This is a genomic window from Bradyrhizobium sp. USDA 376, assembly GCF_054063675.1.
This window is the reverse complement of the sequence record NZ_JBSSGN010000001.1, coordinates 3,034,070-3,053,422: the sequence shown is the minus strand read 5'-3', so window position 1 is coordinate 3,053,422 and position 19,353 is coordinate 3,034,070. Positions and strand designations below refer to the sequence as shown.

The following is a 19,353-nucleotide window of genomic DNA, read 5'->3' as shown; positions in this document are numbered from 1 at the left end:
TAGGGAGAGGTCGGCGCGAAGCGCCGGGTGAGGGGTACCGCCCTCTCGTGGGACCTGAGCCCCCTCACCCGATTTGCTGCGCAAATCGACCTCTCCCCTCCGGGGAGAGGTGTCATAGCCAGCCGATGCGCGTGAAACCTATGTCTCTCACCCTCGAAACCCGCGACCTCACCATCCGCTTCGGCGGCCATGTCGCGGTCAACAACGTCACCTGCACGTTCCGCCCGGGCGAGCTCACCGCCATTGTCGGGCCGAACGGCGCCGGCAAGACCACCTATTTCAACTTGATCTCGGGCCAGCTCCGCGCATCGAGCGGCAGCATCCTGTTCGACGGCACCGACATCACCCAGCATTCAGCGCCGATGCGGACCCGCGCGGGTCTCGGACGCGCGTTCCAACTGACAAATCTATTTCCGAATCTCACCGTGGAAGAGAACGTCCGCCTCGCGGTGCAGGCGGCGAACGGCACCCATTACGACATGCTGCGGCCCTGGATGGTGCGCGGCGACCTGATCGCGCGCGCCGACGCGATCCTCGACCAGGTCGCGCTCGGCAATCGCCGCGGCGTCGCCGCGACCGCGCTGTCGCATGGCGACCAGCGCAAGCTCGAAGTGGCGCTGATGATCGCGCTGGAGCCGAAGGTTTTCATGTTCGACGAGCCGACCGCCGGCATGAGCATCGACGAGGTGCCTGTCGTGCTGAACCTGATCGCGCAGCTCAAGCAGGACAGGAGCAAGATCATCCTGCTGGTCGAGCACAAGATGGACGTGGTGCGCTCGCTCGCCGACCGCATCATCGTGCTGCATAACGGCCAGCTAGTCGCCGACGGCCCGCCGGCTGAGGTGATCGCCTCGCCGATCGTGCAGGAAGCCTATCTCGGCGTAGCACCGAAGAGCGCCGCATGACCGACCTGTTGAAACTCTCCGGCGTGCACACCCATATCGGGCGCTATCACATCCTCCAGGGCATCGATCTCGCCGTCCCGCAAGGACAGGTCACGATGCTGCTCGGTCGCAACGGTGCCGGCAAGACCACGACGCTGCGCACCATCATGGGCCTGTGGCAGGCCTCCAGCGGCGAGATCACCCTCGCCGGCGAGCGCATCGAGAGCCGCGCCACGCCCGACATCGCCCGGCTCGGCGTCGGCTACGTGCCGGAAAGCATGGCCGTGTTCTCCGACCTCACGGTGAAGGAGAACCTCGTGTTGGCGGCGCGCGACGGGCCGCTCGACGACACCCAGCTCGACTGGATCTTCGGCTTCTTCCCAGCGTTGCGCCGGTTCTGGCTATCGCGGGCGGGGAGCCTCTCGGGCGGGCAGAAGCAGATGCTCTCGATCGCGCGCGCCATCATCGAGCCGCGCAAGCTGCTGCTGATCGACGAGCCGACCAAGGGGCTGGCGCCGGCGATCATCGTCGCGCTGATCGAGTGCCTGAAGGAGATCAAACGCAAGGGCGCGACCATTCTCCTCGTCGAACAGAATTTCTTTGCCGCCCGCGAGCTCGGCGACAGCGTGCTGGTCATGGACAACGGCACCATCGTCCATCGCGGCGAGATGGCGGCGCTCGCCGCCGACGTGCCGCTGCAGGAGCGGCTGCTCGGCCTGAGCCTGGAGGCGCATCAGTGACAGATCTTGCCGCAACCGATCCGCTGCCGAAGCCGAAGCGCGACCTCGCACCGATCCTGCTGCCGATCGCGCTCGCGCTGGCGATGATTCCGCTGATCGGCTCGCCCAGCACCTGGCTGACGCTGACCGCCGCGAGCCTTGCCATGGGCATGATGATCTTCATCATGGCCTCGGGCCTGACGCTGGTGTTCGGCCTGATGGACGTGCTCAATTTCGGCCACGGCGCCTTCATTGCGGTCGGGGCCTATGTCGCAACCCTGGTGCTGGCGCCGTTCGCGGCGTCGATCCAGGCGGACTCGCTCTGGATCAACCTCGCAGTGCTCGCCCCGGCCGCGCTGCTCTCGATGGCGGTGTCGGGCGCGCTCGGCCTCGTCGTCGAGCGCGTGCTGATCCTGCCGGTCTATGGCCAGCATCTGAAGCAGATCCTGATGACGACCGGCGGCCTGATCGTCGCCGAGCAGACGCTCTATGCGCTGTGGGGACCGCAGATCATCCCGATGCCGTTGCCGGCCTCGCTGCGCGGCTCCTTCATCCTCGGCGACGTCGCGATCGCCAAATACCGCGTGCTGGCGATGCTGATCGGACTCGCCGTCTTCATCGCAATCCAGCTCGTGCTCAACCGCACCAAGCTCGGCCTGTTGATCCGCGCCGGCGTCGAGAACCGCGAGATGGTCGAAGCGCTCGGCTATCGCATCCGGCGGCTGTTCCTCGGCGTGTTCATGACGGGATCGGCACTGGCCGGCCTCGGCGGCGTGATGTGGGCGCTCTATCGCGAGCAGGTGCACGCCTCCATGAGCGACGACCTCACCGTGCTGATCTTCATCGTCGTCATCATCGGTGGCCTGGGGTCGATCGGCGGCTGCTTCATCGGCGCGATCCTGGTGGCCATGGTCGCAAATTACGGCGGCTTCCTGGTGCCGAAACTCGCCCTCGTCTCCAACATCCTGCTGATGGTCGCCATTCTGATGTGGCGGCCGCGCGGCCTCTATGCGGTGACCAGCCGATGATGATCCTCTCCGGCGATCCGCCGCGCAGCCGCGTCCTCACGCTTCTCCTCGTCGTCATCATCCTGGCGCTGGCGGCAACGCCGTTCCTGTTTCCGGGCGCCAAGGCGCTGAACGTCGCGGCCAAGATCTGCGTCTTCGCCGCGCTGGTCGCCTCCTACGATTTGCTGCTCGGCTATACCGGCTCGGTGTCGTTTGCCCATACCATGTTCTACGGTATCGGCAGCTACGCCATCGCGATCGCGCTGTACGGCATGGGTCCGAACTGGGCGGCGGTCGCAACCGGCATCGTCACCGGCCTGCCGCTCGCCGCCCTGCTCGCGCTCGCCATCGGCCTGTTCTCGCTGCGGGTGGCCGCGATCTTCTTTGCCATGATCACGCTCGCGGTCGCCTCCGCCTTCCAGGTGCTGGCCTCGCAGCTGTCCTGGCTGACCGGCGGTGAAGACGGGCGCAGCTTCCAGCTGCCGGAGCTGCTGCGGCCCGGCACGGTGCTGATCTCCAAGAATCTGTTCGGCTTCGAGGTCAACGGCCGCATCCTGACCTTCTATCTGGTGTTCGCGATCTCGGCCCTGATGATCCTCGCCTTGCTGCGGGTGGTGAACTCGCCGTTCGGTCGCGTGCTGCAGGCGATCCGCGAGAATCGCTTCCGCGCCGAGGCACTCGGCTTCCGCACCGTCTTCCATTTGACCTACGCCAACTGCCTCGCTGCCCTGGTCGCCGCCAGCGCCGGCATTTTGAACGCGCTGTGGCTGCGCTATGCAGGTCCCGACACCTCCCTGAGCTTCTCCATCATGCTGGACATCCTGCTGATGGTGGTGATCGGCGGCATGGGCACGATCTACGGCGCGATCATCGGCGCCACCATCTTCATCCTCGCGCAGAACTATCTGCAGTCGCTGATGGGCGTTGCCTCCAAGGCGGCGTCGGAAGCCGGCCTGCCGCTGCTGCCGGGACTCCTGCATCCCGACCGCTGGCTGCTGTGGCTCGGGCTGCTCTTCATCGCCAGCGTCTACTTCTTTCCGACCGGCGTGGTCGGACGGCTGCGCCATGGCGGCGGCAAGAAGGGCGCGGGCGCCTCGCATTAAGCATCGATTAATGATGCAGCGCAGCGATTGCTGCGGGCGCAACGCAACTGCGACGTGCTTCGCGTCCGGCGGTATGCGGGCGCGACAGCGCAACCGGATTTAATCCTTAGGTAACTGGTTTTCCTAAGCTTTGCGCCATTTGTGAGGTGTATGCCTGTCCTTCCAGGGAGGGGGAATGCGCCAGGTCTTTTCCACGATGGCAGCCGGAATGTCCCTAGCCGCGAAAAACGGCTGGGCGGCCTTGGCGCGGCGCGGCCCTGTCCTGTGGTTGACCCTGTGCGGCGTATTGCTGGTCGGGGGCATCTTCGCCGTGACCGCCATGGCCGTCGGTGAATTCCGCGAGCGGACCCTGGTCAACCGCGAGCGCGAGCTGGAAAACACGGTACAGCTGATCGCGCGTCACTTCGATCAGCAGTTTGAGGACTCCGATGTCGTTGCCGCCGATCTGATCGGGCAGATGAACCTGCCGGAGATCAGCTCGCCCGCGATGTTCCGCGAGCGCATGTCGGGCCCTGCGGCGAACCAGATGCTGCGAAGCAAGATCAGCTCCGTGTCCTATCTCGGCGACATCGCGATCTACGATGCCGACGGAGAACTCATCAACTGGTCGCGAAGCCAGCCGCTGCCCAAGATCAGTATTTCCTCGCGCGCCTATTTCCAGACACTCAAATCCGATCCGATGGCCGAGCCGGTCATCCTGGAATCAGTCCGCAGCTTCATCATCGGCAAATGGACCACGGTCGTCGCACGACGGCTGCGCGGCGCCGACGGCACCTTCTTCGGCGCGATGGTCCGCCGGATCGATCCGGACAGCTACCAGAACTATTTCGCATCCGTGGCACTCGCGGAAGGCACGGCGATCTCGCTGTTCGACCGCGAAGGCAAGATGCTGGCGCGCTACCCGCATGCCGAGGAGCTGATCGGCAGGAGCTTCAAGGATGCGCCGCTGATGCGGATGGTGCTGACCAAAGGCGGCCAGCACACGCTTCGCGTCAGGAGCCCGGTCGACCACGAGGAGCGGCTCGGCTCGGCCGCGTCGCTGAAGCACTTCCCGCTGGTCATCGTCGCCACCAACACCACGGCTGCAGCGCTTGCGGACTGGCGGCAGCAGACCGGCTTCATGGTCACGACGGCCGCGCTTTCGGCCGCCGCGATCGCGCTGATCCTCTATCTGATCATTCGCCAGATCAAACGGCAGAACCGCGAGGCCCACGAGCGGATCGAGGCGGAGCGGCTGCGGCTCGACACCGCCCTCAACAACATGTCGCAAGGGCTGATCCTGTACGACGCGAGCGGCTACATCGTCACCTGCAACCGACGCTACGCCGACATGTTCGGCCTTTCTCACGACGTCATCAAGCCGGGCTGTCACATTCGCGAGGCGATGTATCATCGCAAGGAACGTGGTGCGTTCGGCGGCGACGTCGAGGCGTTTTGCGCCGATGTGATGCGGGTGGTCGCCGAAGGTACGGTCTCCACCAGGATCCACGAGCTGCCCAACGGCCGCGCCTTCCAGGTCATCAATACTCCGCTCGCGCAGGGCGGCTGGGTCGCCACGATCGAGGAGATCACCGAGCGGCGCAATCTGGAGCAGGAGCGTGACCGCAACTACGTGTTCCTGCGCGAGATCATCGATCACATCCCCTCCCAGATCACGGTGAAGGACGCCGGAACGCGACAATATCTGCTCGTCAACCGGACCGCCGAGGAGCAGTTCGGCCAGTCCAGTGAAGAGATCGTCGGCAAGACCCCCTTCGACCTCTACCCGGACGAGGCGGCCAGGCTCGTCACCGAGGACGACAGCAAGGCGCTGCAGGCCGCCGAGGGATTGTTCAAGGACGAGCATGCCTGGCGAAGTCAGACCAAGGGACTGCGCTATATCACCTCGACCCGGATCGGCATTCGCGACAAGTCCGGCGAGCCGCGCTACCTCATCAGCGTCGTCGAGGACGTCACCGAGCGGCGGCGTGCCCACGAGAAGATCGCGCATATGGCGCATTACGATGCGCTGACCGACCTGCCGAACCGCACGCTGTTCCGCGAACAGATCGAGCGCGAGCTGGCGAAGGTCGCGAGCGGTGCGCAGTTCGCGCTGCTCTATATCGACGTCGACGAGTTCAAGGGCATCAACGATTCGCTCGGCCATCACGTCGGCGACGAGCTGCTGAAGGCGATCGCGACCCGCCTGCGCGGCTGCCTCAAGAAGGGTGACCTGATCGCACGGCTCGGCGGCGACGAATTCGCGGTGATCCAGACCGGGATCCGGTCCTCCGCTGACGTGCTGTCCTTCGTGACGCTGATCTACGAGGCGATCCGGCAGCCCTATCACTGCCTCGGCCACCAGCTCTCCACCGACGCCAGCATCGGCATTGCGCTGGCGCCGCAGGACGGGGCCGATCTCGACCAGCTCATCAAGAACGCCGACCTCGCGATGTACGGCGCCAAGGCCGAGGGCCGCCGTACCCACCGCTTCTTCGAGCCGGAGATGGACGCGAGCGCCAAGGCGCGCCTGACCATGGAGCAGGATCTGCGTCAGGCCCTGGTCAACGGCGGCTTCGAGATCCACTATCAGCCGCTGGTCGATCTGCGCTCGGGCGCGGTTACCGGCTGCGAGGCGCTGCTGCGCTGGCGCCATCCCGAGCGCGGCATGGTGTCGCCGGCGGAGTTCATTCCGGTCGCCGAGGATACAGGGCTGATCAACGAGCTCGGCGACTGGGTGCTGCGCATGGCCTGCAACGAAGCCGCGACCTGGCCGGCGCATATACGGGTTGCGGTCAACGTCTCGCCGGTGCAGCTCAAATGCGACACGCTGGCGCTCAGGATCGCCAGCGCGCTCGCCGCCTCCGGGCTAGACCCACGCCGGCTCGAGCTCGAGATCACCGAGGCCGTGCTGATCCGCGACGACGAGGCGGCGCTGTCGATCCTGCACCAGCTCCGTTCGATCGGCGTGCGCATCGCGCTCGACGATTTCGGCACCGGCTACTCCTCGCTCAGCTACCTGAAGCGCTTCCCGTTCGACAAGATCAAGATCGACCGCTGCTTCGTCGCCGATATCGCGGAGACCGGCGGCGCACCCGTTATCGTGCAGGCAGTGGTGAACATCGCCGCGGCCAGCAACATGACCACGGTCGCCGAGGGCGTCGAGACCGAGGCCCAGCGCGAGATGCTGCGTAATCTCGGCTGCACCGAGATGCAGGGCTATCTGTTCAGCGCGCCGAAGCCGGCCGCCGAGGTGCGAAAGCTGTTCGGCCGGGGCGATGCCGCGCCGGTGGCGGCGGTGGCCTGAGATGCCGAAGCCGGGCAAGGCTCCGGCGAGGGCCGTCGACGCCGATCATTTCAAGCTGTTCAACGACCATCACGGCCAACAGACCGCTTGCCTGCGGGTGATGTTGCGCCAGTACAACACGCACATTTTCTTCTCGAAAAGCCGCAATTTCTCGGGCGCTCGTTTGAATATAGATAAGTCGTTGCCTGGAGCCGTATTCGCTTTGATGTTTCCCTGCCCATCCCCCGGTGCCCTCACCTGCCCGGCCGAACCCGGCCCTGCCATCAAGACCAACCGCTGATGTCCGGGGAAGCCGGTTCGTTTCGCGGACGTGTCCACCGCGGAACGCAGCAAATTGGTGGCACCTGCATTGAGCTCGAGGCCGCGGGCGAGAGAATCCTGCTCGACCTCGGACTTCCGCTCGACGCCGACGGCGCGTCCGATGATCTGCTCCCGGCCGTGGCCGGGCTCCGTGTCGAGGATCCAACCCTGCATGCGATCGTCCTGTCGCACGGACACGGCGATCATTGGGGTTTGCTCCCCCTGTGCAGACCGAATGTCCCTCTCGCCATGGGCGCTGCGACTGCGCGCATCATGCGTGCGGCAGCTCCTTTCGTGCCCAACGCCTTTGTGCCAGACGTTTCATTCGAGCTGGTCGATCGCAAGACCTTCCAGATCGGCCCGTTCAGCATCACGCCCTATCTTGTCGATCATTCGGCTTATGATGCCTATGCGCTGCTGATCGACGCCGCCGGCCGGCGCCTGTTCTATAGCGGCGATATCCGTGCGCATGGTCGCAAGGGCGGCCTGTTCGAGCGATTGGTGAGTAATCCGCCCCGCGGCGTCGATACGATGCTGATGGAGGGGTCGAGCCTCGGCCGTCTCGACGAAGACACGCAATTTCCGACGGAAGACGACATCGAGGCGAGGCTGACCGAGAGCCTCAGGCCGCCAGGCTTCGTCATCCTCTCGGCGTCCGCGCAGAACATCGATCGCATCGTCAGCATCTACCGCGCCTGCAAGCGCAGCGACCGAACGCTGCTGCTGGACCTCTACGCGATGGAGATATTGCGGGCCACCGGCAACGAGCGCCTGCCGAACGTCGGCTGGCCGAACCTGTTGGTCTATGTGCCGGAGTATCAGCGTCGACAGATCGCACGGAACAAGCGCTTCGACCTGCTTGAGCCGTACAAATCCGCGCGGATCTACCGCGAGCACATCACCGAGATCGCCGATCGCACCGTGATGCTGTTTCGTCCTGCAATGGCCCGCGACGTGGAGACCGCAAATCTCTGGACCGGCACCAGGGCGATCTGGTCGCAATGGGACGGATATCTGAAGGACGGTCCTGGCGCCAGGCTGAAGGCGGATCTCGCAACACGCGGCGTTCCCATTGAGATCATCCATACCTCGGGTCACGCCAGCATCCTGGATCTCAAGCGGCTCTCGAACGCAATACAACCGGACAGGCTGGTGCCCATTCACACATTCGAAGGCGACAGCTTCTCTAGACATTTTGACAACGTCACGCGGCGCAGCGATGGCGAATGGTGGGAGGTATGAGATGAGCTTCAGGCGTGGAATCCGGCAAGACGATTTTCGCAGGGCACTCGCGGTACTCGCTCAGGAGGATGGCTGGTGGAGAGACGTTCTTGCCGATCCCTCCCTCATCATCGGTATTCGGGACGAGTACCTGAACGTCTATTGGCAGGGACAATCCATCTTCAAAGTGTCGTTCAAGGGCGGGAAGGTGACCGCCACGACGCACGAAAAGTATCTCCTGAATCCGGACTTGAAGGATCAGATTTCGCTTGTCGAGGGGAAGTTCGCCTTCGGCAAAGCCGAGCCAAGAATGCTGACGCGCGAATACGAGGGCGCAGCGACCCTGGAGAAGCTCAAAAGGGCTGCATCGCTGTATTCCGGACGAGAGAAGGAAGGTGTCCACGAGATCGCGACGTCCAATCTCTCCGTCGTCGACGTCGAGATTGCGATCAACGCATCCGTCGTACCCGGCGTCGAGCGGAGCCTCCCGCGCATGGACCTGGCGAACTTCGAAACGACGGCGAACGGCGTCGATCTGGTGTTCTGGGAGGCCAAGACGTTCAGCAATCCCGAACTTGAGAACGGCAAGATCGTCCGCCAGATCAAGGACTATCGGACGGTGATCGACCTTCACAAGGCGGAGATCGACGACAGCTATCGATGGGTTGCAACGAATCTGACCGAGATGGCGGAATGGAGCAACGGGCATCGCAGTGTGGCTGCGGCGATCAGCGCCGTTGCGAAGGGGGAGAAGATCAACGTCAGCAGTGCCAATGTCGGGCTGCTGGTCTATCATTTCACCGCGGACCAACGCGACCGCAAGGACAAGGGCGGCAAGACGCTCAACGACAGAGTGATCGAATCGCTCGCGGATTTGGGCGTGGGTCCGAAGCGCATCAGGTTCAAGGGCACGACAAAGGATCTCACCATCTGAGCTGGCAAGAGGGAGAAAGCCTGCTTTGCCCCTTCCCGAAGACGAAAGGCTCACCTTCGCGATCGGCGACGTCCACGGCTGCTTTGAAAAGCTGATGTCGCTTCTCGCCGTGTGCGATGAGATTCGCGGCGAGCGGAGCGCGCAGTTCGTCCTTGTCGGTGACTACATCGACAGGGGCCCCCAGAGCCGCGAGGTGATGGATTTTCTCGTCGGCAGCGAGGGGAAGCAGGACCACCCCTTCGCTTGTCTCCGGGGCAACCATGAGGAGATGCTGCTTCGCGCGGCCGATATGGAGCGTACCGACCGCGACCTCATGAATTGGTGGGGAAACGGCGGCGAACAGACGCTCGACAGTTACGGAATTGACGATCCGGCCGATGTCCCGAGCGAGCATCTCGACTGGATACGCGCACTTCCGCTCATGAAGATCGAGCATGGACGACTTTTCGTCCACGCAGGGATACGGCCGGCCGTGCCGCTGGCGTCGCAGTCCGAGCAAGACTTGCTCTGGATCCGGGAACCCTTCTTGTCGTCCGATCTCGACCACGGGCTGTTCATTGTCCATGGCCATACGCCGATCCGGTCCCGGACACCTGATCTGCGCGCGAACCGGTTGAACCTGGATACCGGCGCCTGCTTTGGCGGCCCGCTCACGGCAGCCGTGTTCGCCACCTCGGAGGCGGGCCCGCTATTGTTTGTGAACGATTCCGGCGAGATCTCGGGACCGGCCGCCCTCCAGGATTAGATACCGGGCGCCGGAGCCCAGGCAAAGCTAGCGGTTGCCCACCCCTCGCCAATCGGCTAAATGAACCCTATTGCACCCGTAGCTCAGCTGGATAGAGCGTTGCCCTCCGAAGGCAAAGGTCACACGTTCGAATCGTGTCGGGTGCGCCAACGTTTCTCTCGATGTACCAACGTTTTAGAGCGTTGGTCATAGCTCCTCAAAAGCTCCTCGAACCGGCCGGTCACAAGCTGGTCACACGAGAGGAGCTTTTTGAATGGCAAGCCTACGGTTCAGGAACGGCAAGTGGCAGGTCCAAGTCAGACGCCACGGACACTCGACACGAGCCAAGTCGTTTCAATCTAAGTCCGACGCGCAACGTTGGGCACGGCAGATCGAAGCCGAGCTAGATCGGACGTTGATCCCGAACGACGTACGATCCCTCAATACGATCACTGTCGCGCAACTGCTTACGCGCTATCGCGACACCGTCACCAATGAGAAGCGTGGGATTGTCCCGGAGCGCAAGCGGAAGGGACTAAATACAGCCGAGGTTGCGTCCATCAGCGGACATAGGGACCTACGGACGTTGTTTCGCTACACGCATTTGAAGCCAGAAGACCTCGTCACGAAGCTGCGCAATAGCAAGGCGCTCGCGGCATGAGCAACCGAACACTGACGATGCCAGAGTACGTTGCACAGTTAATCGCCCTGCCGCTCGAAAGCATGGGCCTACAGCCTTCGGACGCTCAGGACGATCTCATTAGCTGCCCACTTCACTACGAGAACGGCACCGTACTATCTCTCGTCGTGAGGTGCATAGCAACGCGTGGATGGTTCAGAGAGAAACCCGCGTTAATCATCTCGGTTATAACTATGCAGGCTGGCACCAGAACGGTTGAGGTGCATTTCAGGGAAGCTATGGACTATCCTACAGGTCCAGATGACTTTGCCTTTACCATACGTCTATCCGCGAAAGTCAGGGCCATAGCTTGGGCAATAGCCGCGACAGGTGGGATGGGAGAGTGCGCCAGTTTGCCGGGCCGCCCGATTCTGTGACTGCTGGGCAGCCCGACAACTCAATACCCTCCCTATTTGATAAATGCCGGGCAGCTCGCGAGAGGCCCGACCCCACAAAGACCGACAACGAACTCTAGATAAATCTTTTAGAGATAGCTGTCGGATTATCTAAATCCCTGAAGGCTCGTCGATGCTCAATCGGCGGGCCTTTTCAATTCAGACGCTAGGAATGACATCGCAATTCATCGAACGCATGACGCGTCACTGGACGCAAACGCTCTGCCGCCCATACAGCGCGCCTCTTGCCCAAGGCTGGTCTCTACTTGAGGAAGCTATCCAGACCGCCGCTACGGAACGACGCTGGCACGTCTTACCTCTGCCGACCGGCTCAGGGAAGACAGAAGCTCTGATCACCCTGCTATCCGTTCCATCGGCTGCCGATTGTGTTCGGGATGATGCTTGACCAGAAGCTCATGAACAAGGCGCGCTCGCCAGCCAGACTTCTCTGGGAAAACAGAGAGGTGCGGTACCGGGTCGCGACAGGGCTCATCGCCTGTCCACTCCGCTCCAAACGTTGACCTGCCAATGGCATGAACCGCGCGCCCCAGAAAAACGTACGACGCATTGTCTTTCGGCCAACCGAGTGACTTCTTCCAGAACTCAGCCCGCAGGCTCAATTGTTTATGGATTATCTCAATGCTCATTGCACTTCCGCTAGTGCCCCGCAGGTGGACGACGCGGCAGGCTGGTGCGGACCAGCTTTTCGGGAGCTACCCTAGCCGCGCCGATTTGGTCAGGCCTTCCGAAACTGGACGACCTTGCTCTGTTTCTTTCCGTTCATGGCATCATCGATGTGTCTGGCGATGCGGTCGGCAGCTGCGAGCAGCGCCGAATCGATCTTGTGAATGTAGCCCATCGTCACGTTCCCTTTTTTGGAATGGCCGATGAGAGCCTTGATGGTCGGCAAGGTGTATCCCAGGTCTTCAGCTGTGGAGCTGAAGGAATGCCTCAGCCCGTGACTAGTGATCCCCGGAACATCCTTTGCCGATACCTTCTGAAGCCATCGCGTCAAGCCCGTATGGTGTTTCGCCTCGGTCGTGATGGCGGGGAAGACATATTTCGACTTTGACTTGGCCATAGCCACCTTCAGAACGGCGATGACAGCAGGCCCCACGGGGCGGATGCTTTTCCCGGTCTTACTGTCGCCGAGACGAAGGGCCATCCCGATGGTGTCGACCTCGGTCTTCAGCAATCCCTCCACCTCGTCCAATCGGCAACCAGTCATGGCGGATGTCCGGCTCGCGAGGACGCGCTGCCAGTGCTCGCCGTTGGCCTCGGCGGTGGCGAGGCACTTACCCAGGCGGCGATAGCCGGCGTCATCTAGGCGCCACTCTCTGGTCTGATCTTTGGGACGCCGAATGCCACTAACCGGATTGTCGGGTCGATAGCCCTCGTCAACGGCGTAACTAAAGATGCCTCCTAGGAGGCCCATCGTCCTGGCTGCGGTTCCTCTCCCGCCAGTCACAATCGCCCGGCCCCGGGTTTTGGTCTTCACGTCGGCCGCTGATTTGCCGGCGATGATGTCACGCTGGAGGCCTTTTGCGTCTGTGGAGGTGAACCCCTTCACGGTCTTCTTGCCGACCAGCTTGATGATGTGCCGCTCAATACGGCCCTTGTCGCTGTACAGGGTCGTCTTGCTTTTGACCTCGCCTCGTCGCGTGAGGATGAGGCCCCGCTCGGCCTTGTCTAGGTACTCGCGGCATAGTTCCTCGACGGTCATCGCGCCTCGGGCCAGCTTCTTGCTCTCGACGGGATCTGCACCCCTCACAACGTCCGCGAGGGCCAGCTTAGCGTCTCGGCGAGCCTCCTCCGGGGTCAGAACACCGTAGCGCCCCAAGGTGAGCCGCCGGCTACGGTTGTTGGCGTTCCGGTACTGCACCAGGAAGGACTTGGCCCCACTCTTTTTCACGCGCACGCCAAAGCCCCGGAGCTCGTTGTCCCAAATAACGAGGTCTTTTCCGGTGGTATGTGCGGCATCCACGACGCGCTTGGTCAGCTTCGGCAAGATTCCCTCGGGTAAGCACCGGGTAAGCAGGCGCCGGAAAACGGGGGAAATCTGAGGAAACGACCGTAGCCCCCAAATCAGGCTGAGATCAGCCTATATTTGAGGGCGATCAATTCCAAGGGATTTCAGGTAAGCACGGGCAATTTCCTCACCTTTGCCCTCCGAAGGCAAAGGTCACACGTTCGAATCGTGTCGGGTGCGCCAGTCTTGCCGCCGTCGTCACACAGGCATCTACGTCAGCATCGAGACGATCGCCTGGATCTGGTCGGAGGCGGACGCCACCAGCCCGTCATATGACGTCTGACCATGTGCGGCGGCCTTCAGGATGCATTCGGCGACGGCCGCTTTCAGGCCGAAGACCGACTGATGGGCCGGCACGCTCGCCATCACGGTCTCGAGTGCCTGGCGCATGGTCTGGATGAGCTCGGAGCTGTATTGCATGGGCTGTCCTCCGCAGACCCATATGGGACCACATCCCAGGCCTTGCCACTCACAAGCCTGAGATTGCTCTTTGAACCCGCCGAGGCTGAACGCCAAAATTCGAACGTCAGATGGCCGCATTGAGCAAGCCGGCAAACGCGATCCCGGCAACGACGAACGGCGACACCGGAAGCATTCGGCGTCCGCTCGGCGATGCCGCCTCCCCGCTGTGAGGGTTTCAGATCGAGCCCGCGACCGGCGACACGATCATCTCCTTGCCGCAGGCGCTGCACCGCGCGCTCGTGCCGACGACTTCGCAGGCCGGGTCGCCTGAGGCGATGCTGCGCCGGCATTTCGGACAGACATAGCCGTCCCCAGTCTCGACGAAATCGCTGGACGGCCCGACATAGGCGCAGATCATGTGATGCAGGATCCGGTCGAAGGCGAGGCGATTTCCGCAGACCGGACACATCGTTTCATCCGCGCTGATCTGCACCTTGGTTTCCTTTCGACCGGACGGCCTATTGCAGGCCCAGCAAGCGGACCAAAGCTGCGGCAAAGCGGGACGTCAGGCTCGTGTAGTACATGTGAACGTAAACCGTCGAATTCAGCGGGGGCGGAACGGCATCCTCAACGAAGCGAATGCGCGCGATCTGGGCTGCAGTGCGCTCGCGCGTCAGCGGTTGCCGGCCTGCGGCATACACGACCGAGACCGGGAGGATCTCCGCGATCGTTCCGGCGATGCGGCGGTTGCCGAACACCACGAGCACCTGATTGCCGATCCTGGGCTCGACCAGACGCGCATTCGGAATGTACCAATCGACGAAGATGTCGGTGGGATCGAGGATTTCGGCGATCGCCGTGCCCGCCACGAGCGATTGCCCGACATTGGCGAGATTGGTCGAAACGATACCGGCGACGGGCGCCAGCACCTGGCCGCCGGCGAAGTTGCGCTCCACGTCGTCGAGATGGTCGCGCAGTTGCTGGCCAAAATCGTTCAGGTCCGCCAGCTGGGTGATGGACTCCGCAATCTCGGCCTCCTGCGAAATGACGGACTTGCGCGCGAGGCCGCGCTCACGCAGCAGTTCGAGGCGGAACGCCAGGCTCGCCGCGCTCGACGCTTCGATCTGGTCGACGGCATCTTCCGTCAATGTCCTGTACGCTTTCGCCGCTTCGAGCGTTTCCTGCGCGACGCGCGCCCTGATGCGCAGCTCCGATCGCCGGCTCGCGATGTCGGCCAATGCGCGCATGTAGGTCGCCACGATGTTGTCGCGCTCGGGCGAGCGGATTTGCGCGATCCGGTCCCCGGCCTTGACCGTGGTGCCCGGCGTAACCATGACCTCTGCGACCTGCACCAGATAGGGAAGTGAAACGACGTGCGGTGGGGACGAGACCGTCCCCGGTCCGCTCAGATAGACCAGCGGCGCGCCAAAATAGACGACCAGGAAGGCGAGCACGCCGAAAACGGCCGTCGCATAGGTAAGGCGCACGAGCCGTCCCGCAGCGCTCCGACGGCTTTCGACGGGATCGGGGACATTCGGGTCCAGCCTGTTGATCGCGACATTCATCGGCGCGCTCCTTCCGGACCGGAAAATAGTGCGCGACGTACGCGCGGCGGCACGAAGTCATCGTTCCCAGACGCGGCGAAGATGATCTCGGAGGAGTAGGAGACCAGCCGGGCGCATTTCAGATAGACGCTCTGATAGATCGGGAAGACCAGCGCAGCCCCGAGATCGAGGATGCTCGGCGCGCGCTTGAACAGGGCGAAGGCGAGGCCGAGGTTGAAGAACGAAATCCACGTCAGCAGGACGTAGATCGCGGCGAGAAGCCAGAAGGCGTCGGAGCCGAGCAATGCCACGAGATAGACGAGGTAGAACGGAAAACTGAGCGTGGGGATCAGGTCGAACAGGATGAAATCCAGCCTCTGCAGCGTATCGGGCAGCCGCTCGAAGCGATGGAAGAACCGCAATTCGCCATACATGATGAGGCGGATTCGCAAGGCGTCGCGATCCCACCGCGCGCGCTGGCGCAGCAGACCAAGGCCGCTGGCGGGTCCTGCCGTTTCGGCCCACGCTTCGGGCACGAAGCGAACGAGATAGCCCAGCCGGCGCAGCCGCAGGCTGAACTCCAGATCCTCTCCCGGACCAACGTCGAGCCCGCCATGCCGCATGAAGACATCGCGACGGTACATGGAGCAGGCGCCGGACAGGCAGGCGATCGCATCGACGGTGTCGAGGATGGTCCTGCCGGCGCTGATCGACATCAAATATTCGATGCTTTGAAGCCGCGTCCAGATCGAGCTGGCCTCGTTGCTGATCGCGATGTTGCAGCTCGCGCCCGCGACGCGCGGATCCATGAATGTCGATGCGAGCCCGGCGACGGCCGTCGGTTCGAACAGCGTGTCGGCATCCACCGTCAGGAGCAGCTCGCCGCTGGCGAAGCGGGCGGCGGCGTTGATCGCAGCACTTCGGCCGCAGCGTGTGCCGTGGCAGATGACCATATCCACCAGCCCCGCCGCGCGCGCCCGCTCGGCAATGGCGCGCGTGTCATCGGTGGAGCCGTCATCGACGACGATGATCTCGAGCGGCGCCAGGGTCTGCCGACGCAGCGATTCGATCGAACGAAGCAGGCCGGGCCCGCCGTTGAAAGCGGGCACGATCACGCTGACCGATCCGCCGATCGGTGCTTGCCGTTGCGACAGCGCTCCGGCCAGACCGAGCAGGGAGAGCGACAGCATTGAAAGCGTATAGCGGGGAATATCGAAGATGATGACCGCGAGCGCGAGCTGAATCCAATTCGCGTCGGCGATCAACTGCAATGCCTCGAGCATGCTGACCTACCCTCCCCGGACAGCGAGCCGTGCCAGATCCGCACCTGGACGAAGACAAGCCAGCGACTCGCGCGAGACCGAGGAAATACTGGTGGAGCGCCCTCCTTCGTCTGCGTCAATTCCGAAGACAGGGCCGTCAACTCGGAGTTTAGCATATCCCTTTGCAGCAACCGGGCGAAGGGCTTTGCGAAGAGCGACCGCGCGGGAACCCGATCGGTTAGAATTCGCGAAAAATCCGTAAGGATGTGAAGTCAGGCCACGGCACGCGGCGAGCGCCGCGGCGCATGCGCCAGGTGCGAAATCCAGCTGCAGTTTGGAGAACCGGACAGGAAAGAGGGCTCCATGCAGTCAAGTCGAACGATCGTTGCCGGATTGCTTGGATTGTTGATGGCCGGGACTGCATCTGCCGGTGAACCAACCGAATGCGACCGGCTGGCCGGCTCGCCCACCAACCCAAACCGGGCCGGCGCGGGAATTGGCCTGTACGGGATCGAACCGGCCGAGGCCATCGTGGCTTGCGAAAAGGCATCGGCTGCCGATCCGAACAATCCGCGCCTCCTTTTCAATCTCGGTCGGGCGCATGACGCGAGCAGCCTCGTCGACAAGCGGCCCGACCAAAAGGCGCAGGCCGGACGGAATTTCAAGGCCGCGGCGGACCAGGGTTATCCCGCGGCGCAAGTCGCACTGGCGGCTTTCTATTGGTACGGCTGGGGTGGCTTCCAGCGGGACACGGGACAGGCCATGCGTCTTCTGGCAAAGGCGATGGCGTCGGACGCCAAGGAGGCCAACGCGCAACGCCAGAACCTGTTTGGAGACACGACCTTCAATCCTGACGCCAACGAAGCGCAAATTCGCATCATCAAGGAGGCCGCCGATGCCGGCGATGCCGACGCGCTCTATGCGCTCAGCCTGCCGTTGAACTTAAGCGGGAGCCCAGTCGCGCAAGCAGAACTTGCTCGCCTCCTGCACAAGGCGGCGGCGCACGGCAGCGCCCCCGCGGCTCGCGATCTCGCAAGACTATATTTCCGGGGCAGTCACGGACTGGCGAAGAACCCGGACGAATCCTTACGCCTTTTTCAACAAGCCGTGGCCGGCGACGATCCCGAGGTGTGGGCATCGGTCGCGGTGCTCTATGAACGGGGCAATTTCGGCCTGCCGAAGGACGAAAAGCAGGCAGCCCGGCTCTACGCGCAGGCAAGCAACGAGGGCAATGCATCCGCGCAAAACGACCTCGCGAGGTTCTACGAGGAGGGCAAGGGTGGACTGCCCCGGGATGCGCGTGAAGCGGCGCGCCTCTACCAACTTGCAGCCGATCAGGGCAACAGCGATGCAGTCCTCGCGCTCGCGCGCTACATGGCAGAGGGGCGCGGAGGCTTTGAGGCGAGCAAGGCCCGGGCGGTCGAATATCTGAGGCGTGCCGCACGGTGGAGCACGCGGGCGAAGGACGAATTGGCGAGGATGGGCGCACAATAACCCAGGGCTGCCACTCACAAGGCCGAGATTGCTCCTTGAACCCGTCGAGGCTGAACGCCTCGATTCAAACGTCAGATGGCCGCATTGAGCACGCCGGCAAACGCGACTTCGGCGACGACGAACAACGACAACCGAAGCATCCATCACCTCGCGCTTCGCCTTGCGCGATTGTATCATCTTGGCATGAGCGATTCAGACACGGTGACGGGCGAAGCCTCGCCCGTGCGCAAGATCATCCATATCGACATGGATGCTTTCTATGCGTCCGTGGAACAGCGCGACAATCCGGAGCTGCGCGGCAAGCCGGTCGCGGTCGGAGGCTCCGCGGAACGCGGCGTCGTTGCGGCCGCGAGCTACGAGGCCCGCAGGTTCGGCGTCCGCTCCGCGATGCCCTCGGTCACTGCGAAGCGGCTATGCCCCGATCTGATCTTCGTCAAGCCGCGCTTCGAGGTCTACAAGGCGATCTCCAGGCAGATCCGCGAGATCTTTGCCGAGCACACGCCTGTCATCGAGCCGCTGTCGCTCGACGAGGCCTATCTCGACGTGACCGAAAACCTGCAAGGCATCCCGCTGGCGCGGGACATCGCCTTGCTGATCCGCGGGAAGATCAAGGCCGAGACGGGCCTCAACGCCTCGGCCGGCGTCTCCTACAACAAGTTTCTGGCCAAGCTTGCCTCCGATCATCGCAAGCCCAACGGCCAGTTCGTGATCTCGCCGGAGATGGGACCGGCCTTCGTCGAGACGCTGCCTGTCGGCAAATTCCATGGCATCGGTCCGGCGACGGCTGCGAAGATGAACGCACTCGGCCTGTTCACCGGCCTCGACATCCGCAACCAGACGCTGGAGTTCATGAACGCGAATTTCGGCAAGTCGGGTGCGTATTACTACTGGATCTCGCGCGGCGTCGACGAGCGGCCGGTCCGGGCCAACCGGATCCGCAAGTCGATCGGCGCGGAGACCACGTTCTCGGCCGACCTCGACGCATTCGAGCCGCTGGTCGCCGAGCTCAAGCCTCTCGTCGACAAGGTCTGGCGCCATTGCGAGACGACCGGCAACCGCGGCCGCACCGTCACCCTGAAGATCAAGTTCGCCGACTTCGAGATCATCACGCGCAGCAGGTCGGTCACGGCGGCGGTTGCTGGCCGGGACGAACTGGATCGGCTGGCCTGCGGCCTGCTTGAAGCCGAAATGCCCCTGCCCAAGCGCGTCAGGCTGCTGGGCGTGTCGCTGTCCTCCCTCCAGGACGGGGACGATGCGGAGCCGCAGCTCACTCTGGGCATCTGAGCCAGGCCAGCCCTCGGCAAACGCGACATCTTTATCCGCGACGCGGCTGCCGACCTGTCGTAGAGACACCGGATACGCCTTTTTGC

16 protein-coding genes and 1 tRNA gene are annotated in these 19,353 nt (G+C 63.2%); 12 read left to right on the top strand and 5 right to left on the bottom strand.

Annotated elements, in window-relative coordinates; genetic code table 11:
• Window positions 1-140: 140 nt before the first annotated feature.
• From ACVJ19_RS14380 to ACVJ19_RS14335, 10 genes are all read left to right on the top strand, one after another.
• Window positions 141-905, top strand: coding sequence for an ABC transporter ATP-binding protein (locus tag ACVJ19_RS14380; RefSeq protein ID WP_453948576.1), 765 nt, complete (start codon window positions 141-143; stop codon window positions 903-905).
• A complete protein-coding gene (locus tag ACVJ19_RS14375) occupies window positions 902-1,624 on the top strand; it encodes an ABC transporter ATP-binding protein (RefSeq protein WP_453948577.1) in 723 nt (240 codons plus the stop codon). Before ACVJ19_RS14380 ends, ACVJ19_RS14375 begins: the two co-directional genes overlap by 4 nt.
• Window positions 1,621-2,631, top strand: coding sequence for a branched-chain amino acid ABC transporter permease (locus ACVJ19_RS14370; protein WP_453948578.1), 1,011 nt, complete (start codon window positions 1,621-1,623; stop codon window positions 2,629-2,631). Before ACVJ19_RS14375 ends, ACVJ19_RS14370 begins: the two co-directional genes overlap by 4 nt.
• On the top strand, window positions 2,628-3,713 hold the full coding sequence (locus ACVJ19_RS14365) for a branched-chain amino acid ABC transporter permease (RefSeq protein ID WP_453948579.1): 1,086 nt from the start codon (window positions 2,628-2,630) through the stop codon (window positions 3,711-3,713). The genes ACVJ19_RS14370 and ACVJ19_RS14365 overlap by 4 nt, the downstream gene beginning before the upstream one ends.
• A 175-nt stretch (window positions 3,714-3,888) precedes the next feature.
• Window positions 3,889-6,999 (top strand): EAL domain-containing protein, encoded by a 3,111-nt coding sequence (locus ACVJ19_RS14360; RefSeq protein WP_453948580.1) that lies wholly within the window; start codon window positions 3,889-3,891, stop codon window positions 6,997-6,999.
• Between the two features lies 1 nt (window position 7,000).
• Window positions 7,001-7,279, top strand: a complete 279-nt coding sequence (locus ACVJ19_RS14355; protein ID WP_453948581.1) for a hypothetical protein — start codon at window positions 7,001-7,003, stop codon at window positions 7,277-7,279.
• 98 nt (window positions 7,280-7,377) lie between these two features.
• Window positions 7,378-8,541, top strand: coding sequence for an MBL fold metallo-hydrolase (locus ACVJ19_RS14350; protein ID WP_453955092.1), 1,164 nt, complete (start codon window positions 7,378-7,380; stop codon window positions 8,539-8,541).
• A 1-nt stretch (window position 8,542) separates the two neighbouring features.
• On the top strand, window positions 8,543-9,454 hold the full coding sequence (locus tag ACVJ19_RS14345; RefSeq protein WP_453948582.1) for a hypothetical protein: 912 nt from the start codon (window positions 8,543-8,545) through the stop codon (window positions 9,452-9,454).
• 25 nt (window positions 9,455-9,479) lie between these two features.
• Window positions 9,480-10,199 (top strand): metallophosphoesterase family protein, encoded by a 720-nt coding sequence (locus tag ACVJ19_RS14340; RefSeq protein WP_453948583.1) that lies wholly within the window; start codon window positions 9,480-9,482, stop codon window positions 10,197-10,199.
• A gap of 72 nt (window positions 10,200-10,271) precedes the next feature.
• A tRNA-Arg gene (locus ACVJ19_RS14335) sits at window positions 10,272-10,348 on the top strand.
• Between the two features lie 1,640 nt (window positions 10,349-11,988).
• On the opposite strand, the gene ACVJ19_RS14330 is transcribed toward ACVJ19_RS14335, so the two are convergent.
• The 5 genes from ACVJ19_RS14330 to ACVJ19_RS14310 form a co-directional block, all read right to left on the bottom strand.
• Entirely contained in the window at window positions 11,989-13,260 is a 1,272-nt protein-coding gene (locus ACVJ19_RS14330) for a tyrosine-type recombinase/integrase (RefSeq protein ID WP_453948584.1), read from the bottom strand.
• A gap of 231 nt (window positions 13,261-13,491) precedes the next feature.
• Window positions 13,492-13,701: a hypothetical protein gene (locus ACVJ19_RS14325; RefSeq protein ID WP_018644275.1), complete on the bottom strand. Its 210-nt coding sequence runs from the start codon at window positions 13,699-13,701 to the stop codon at window positions 13,492-13,494.
• A 217-nt stretch (window positions 13,702-13,918) separates the two neighbouring features.
• A complete protein-coding gene (locus ACVJ19_RS14320) occupies window positions 13,919-14,176 on the bottom strand; it encodes a TackOD1 domain-containing metal-binding protein (RefSeq protein WP_453948585.1) in 258 nt (85 codons plus the stop codon).
• Between the two features lie 25 nt (window positions 14,177-14,201).
• Complete coding sequence (locus ACVJ19_RS14315; RefSeq protein ID WP_453948586.1) at window positions 14,202-15,248, bottom strand: HlyD family secretion protein; 1,047 nt, start codon at window positions 15,246-15,248, stop codon at window positions 14,202-14,204.
• Window positions 15,245-16,510: a glycosyltransferase gene (locus ACVJ19_RS14310; protein ID WP_453948587.1), complete on the bottom strand. Its 1,266-nt coding sequence runs from the start codon at window positions 16,508-16,510 to the stop codon at window positions 15,245-15,247. Before ACVJ19_RS14310 ends, ACVJ19_RS14315 begins: the two co-directional genes overlap by 4 nt.
• 342 nt (window positions 16,511-16,852) lie before the next feature.
• On the opposite strand from ACVJ19_RS14310, the gene ACVJ19_RS14305 reads away from it, so the two are divergent.
• Both ACVJ19_RS14305 and dinB read left to right on the top strand, forming a co-directional pair.
• Entirely contained in the window at window positions 16,853-17,983 is a 1,131-nt protein-coding gene (locus ACVJ19_RS14305; protein WP_453948588.1) for a hypothetical protein, read from the top strand.
• A gap of 183 nt (window positions 17,984-18,166) precedes the next feature.
• Window positions 18,167-19,267 carry a DNA polymerase IV gene (dinB, locus tag ACVJ19_RS14300; protein WP_453948589.1) on the top strand — a complete coding sequence of 367 codons (1,101 nt, stop codon included), beginning with the start codon at window positions 18,167-18,169 and terminating at the stop codon, window positions 19,265-19,267.
• The last annotated feature ends 86 nt before the right edge of the window (window positions 19,268-19,353 follow it).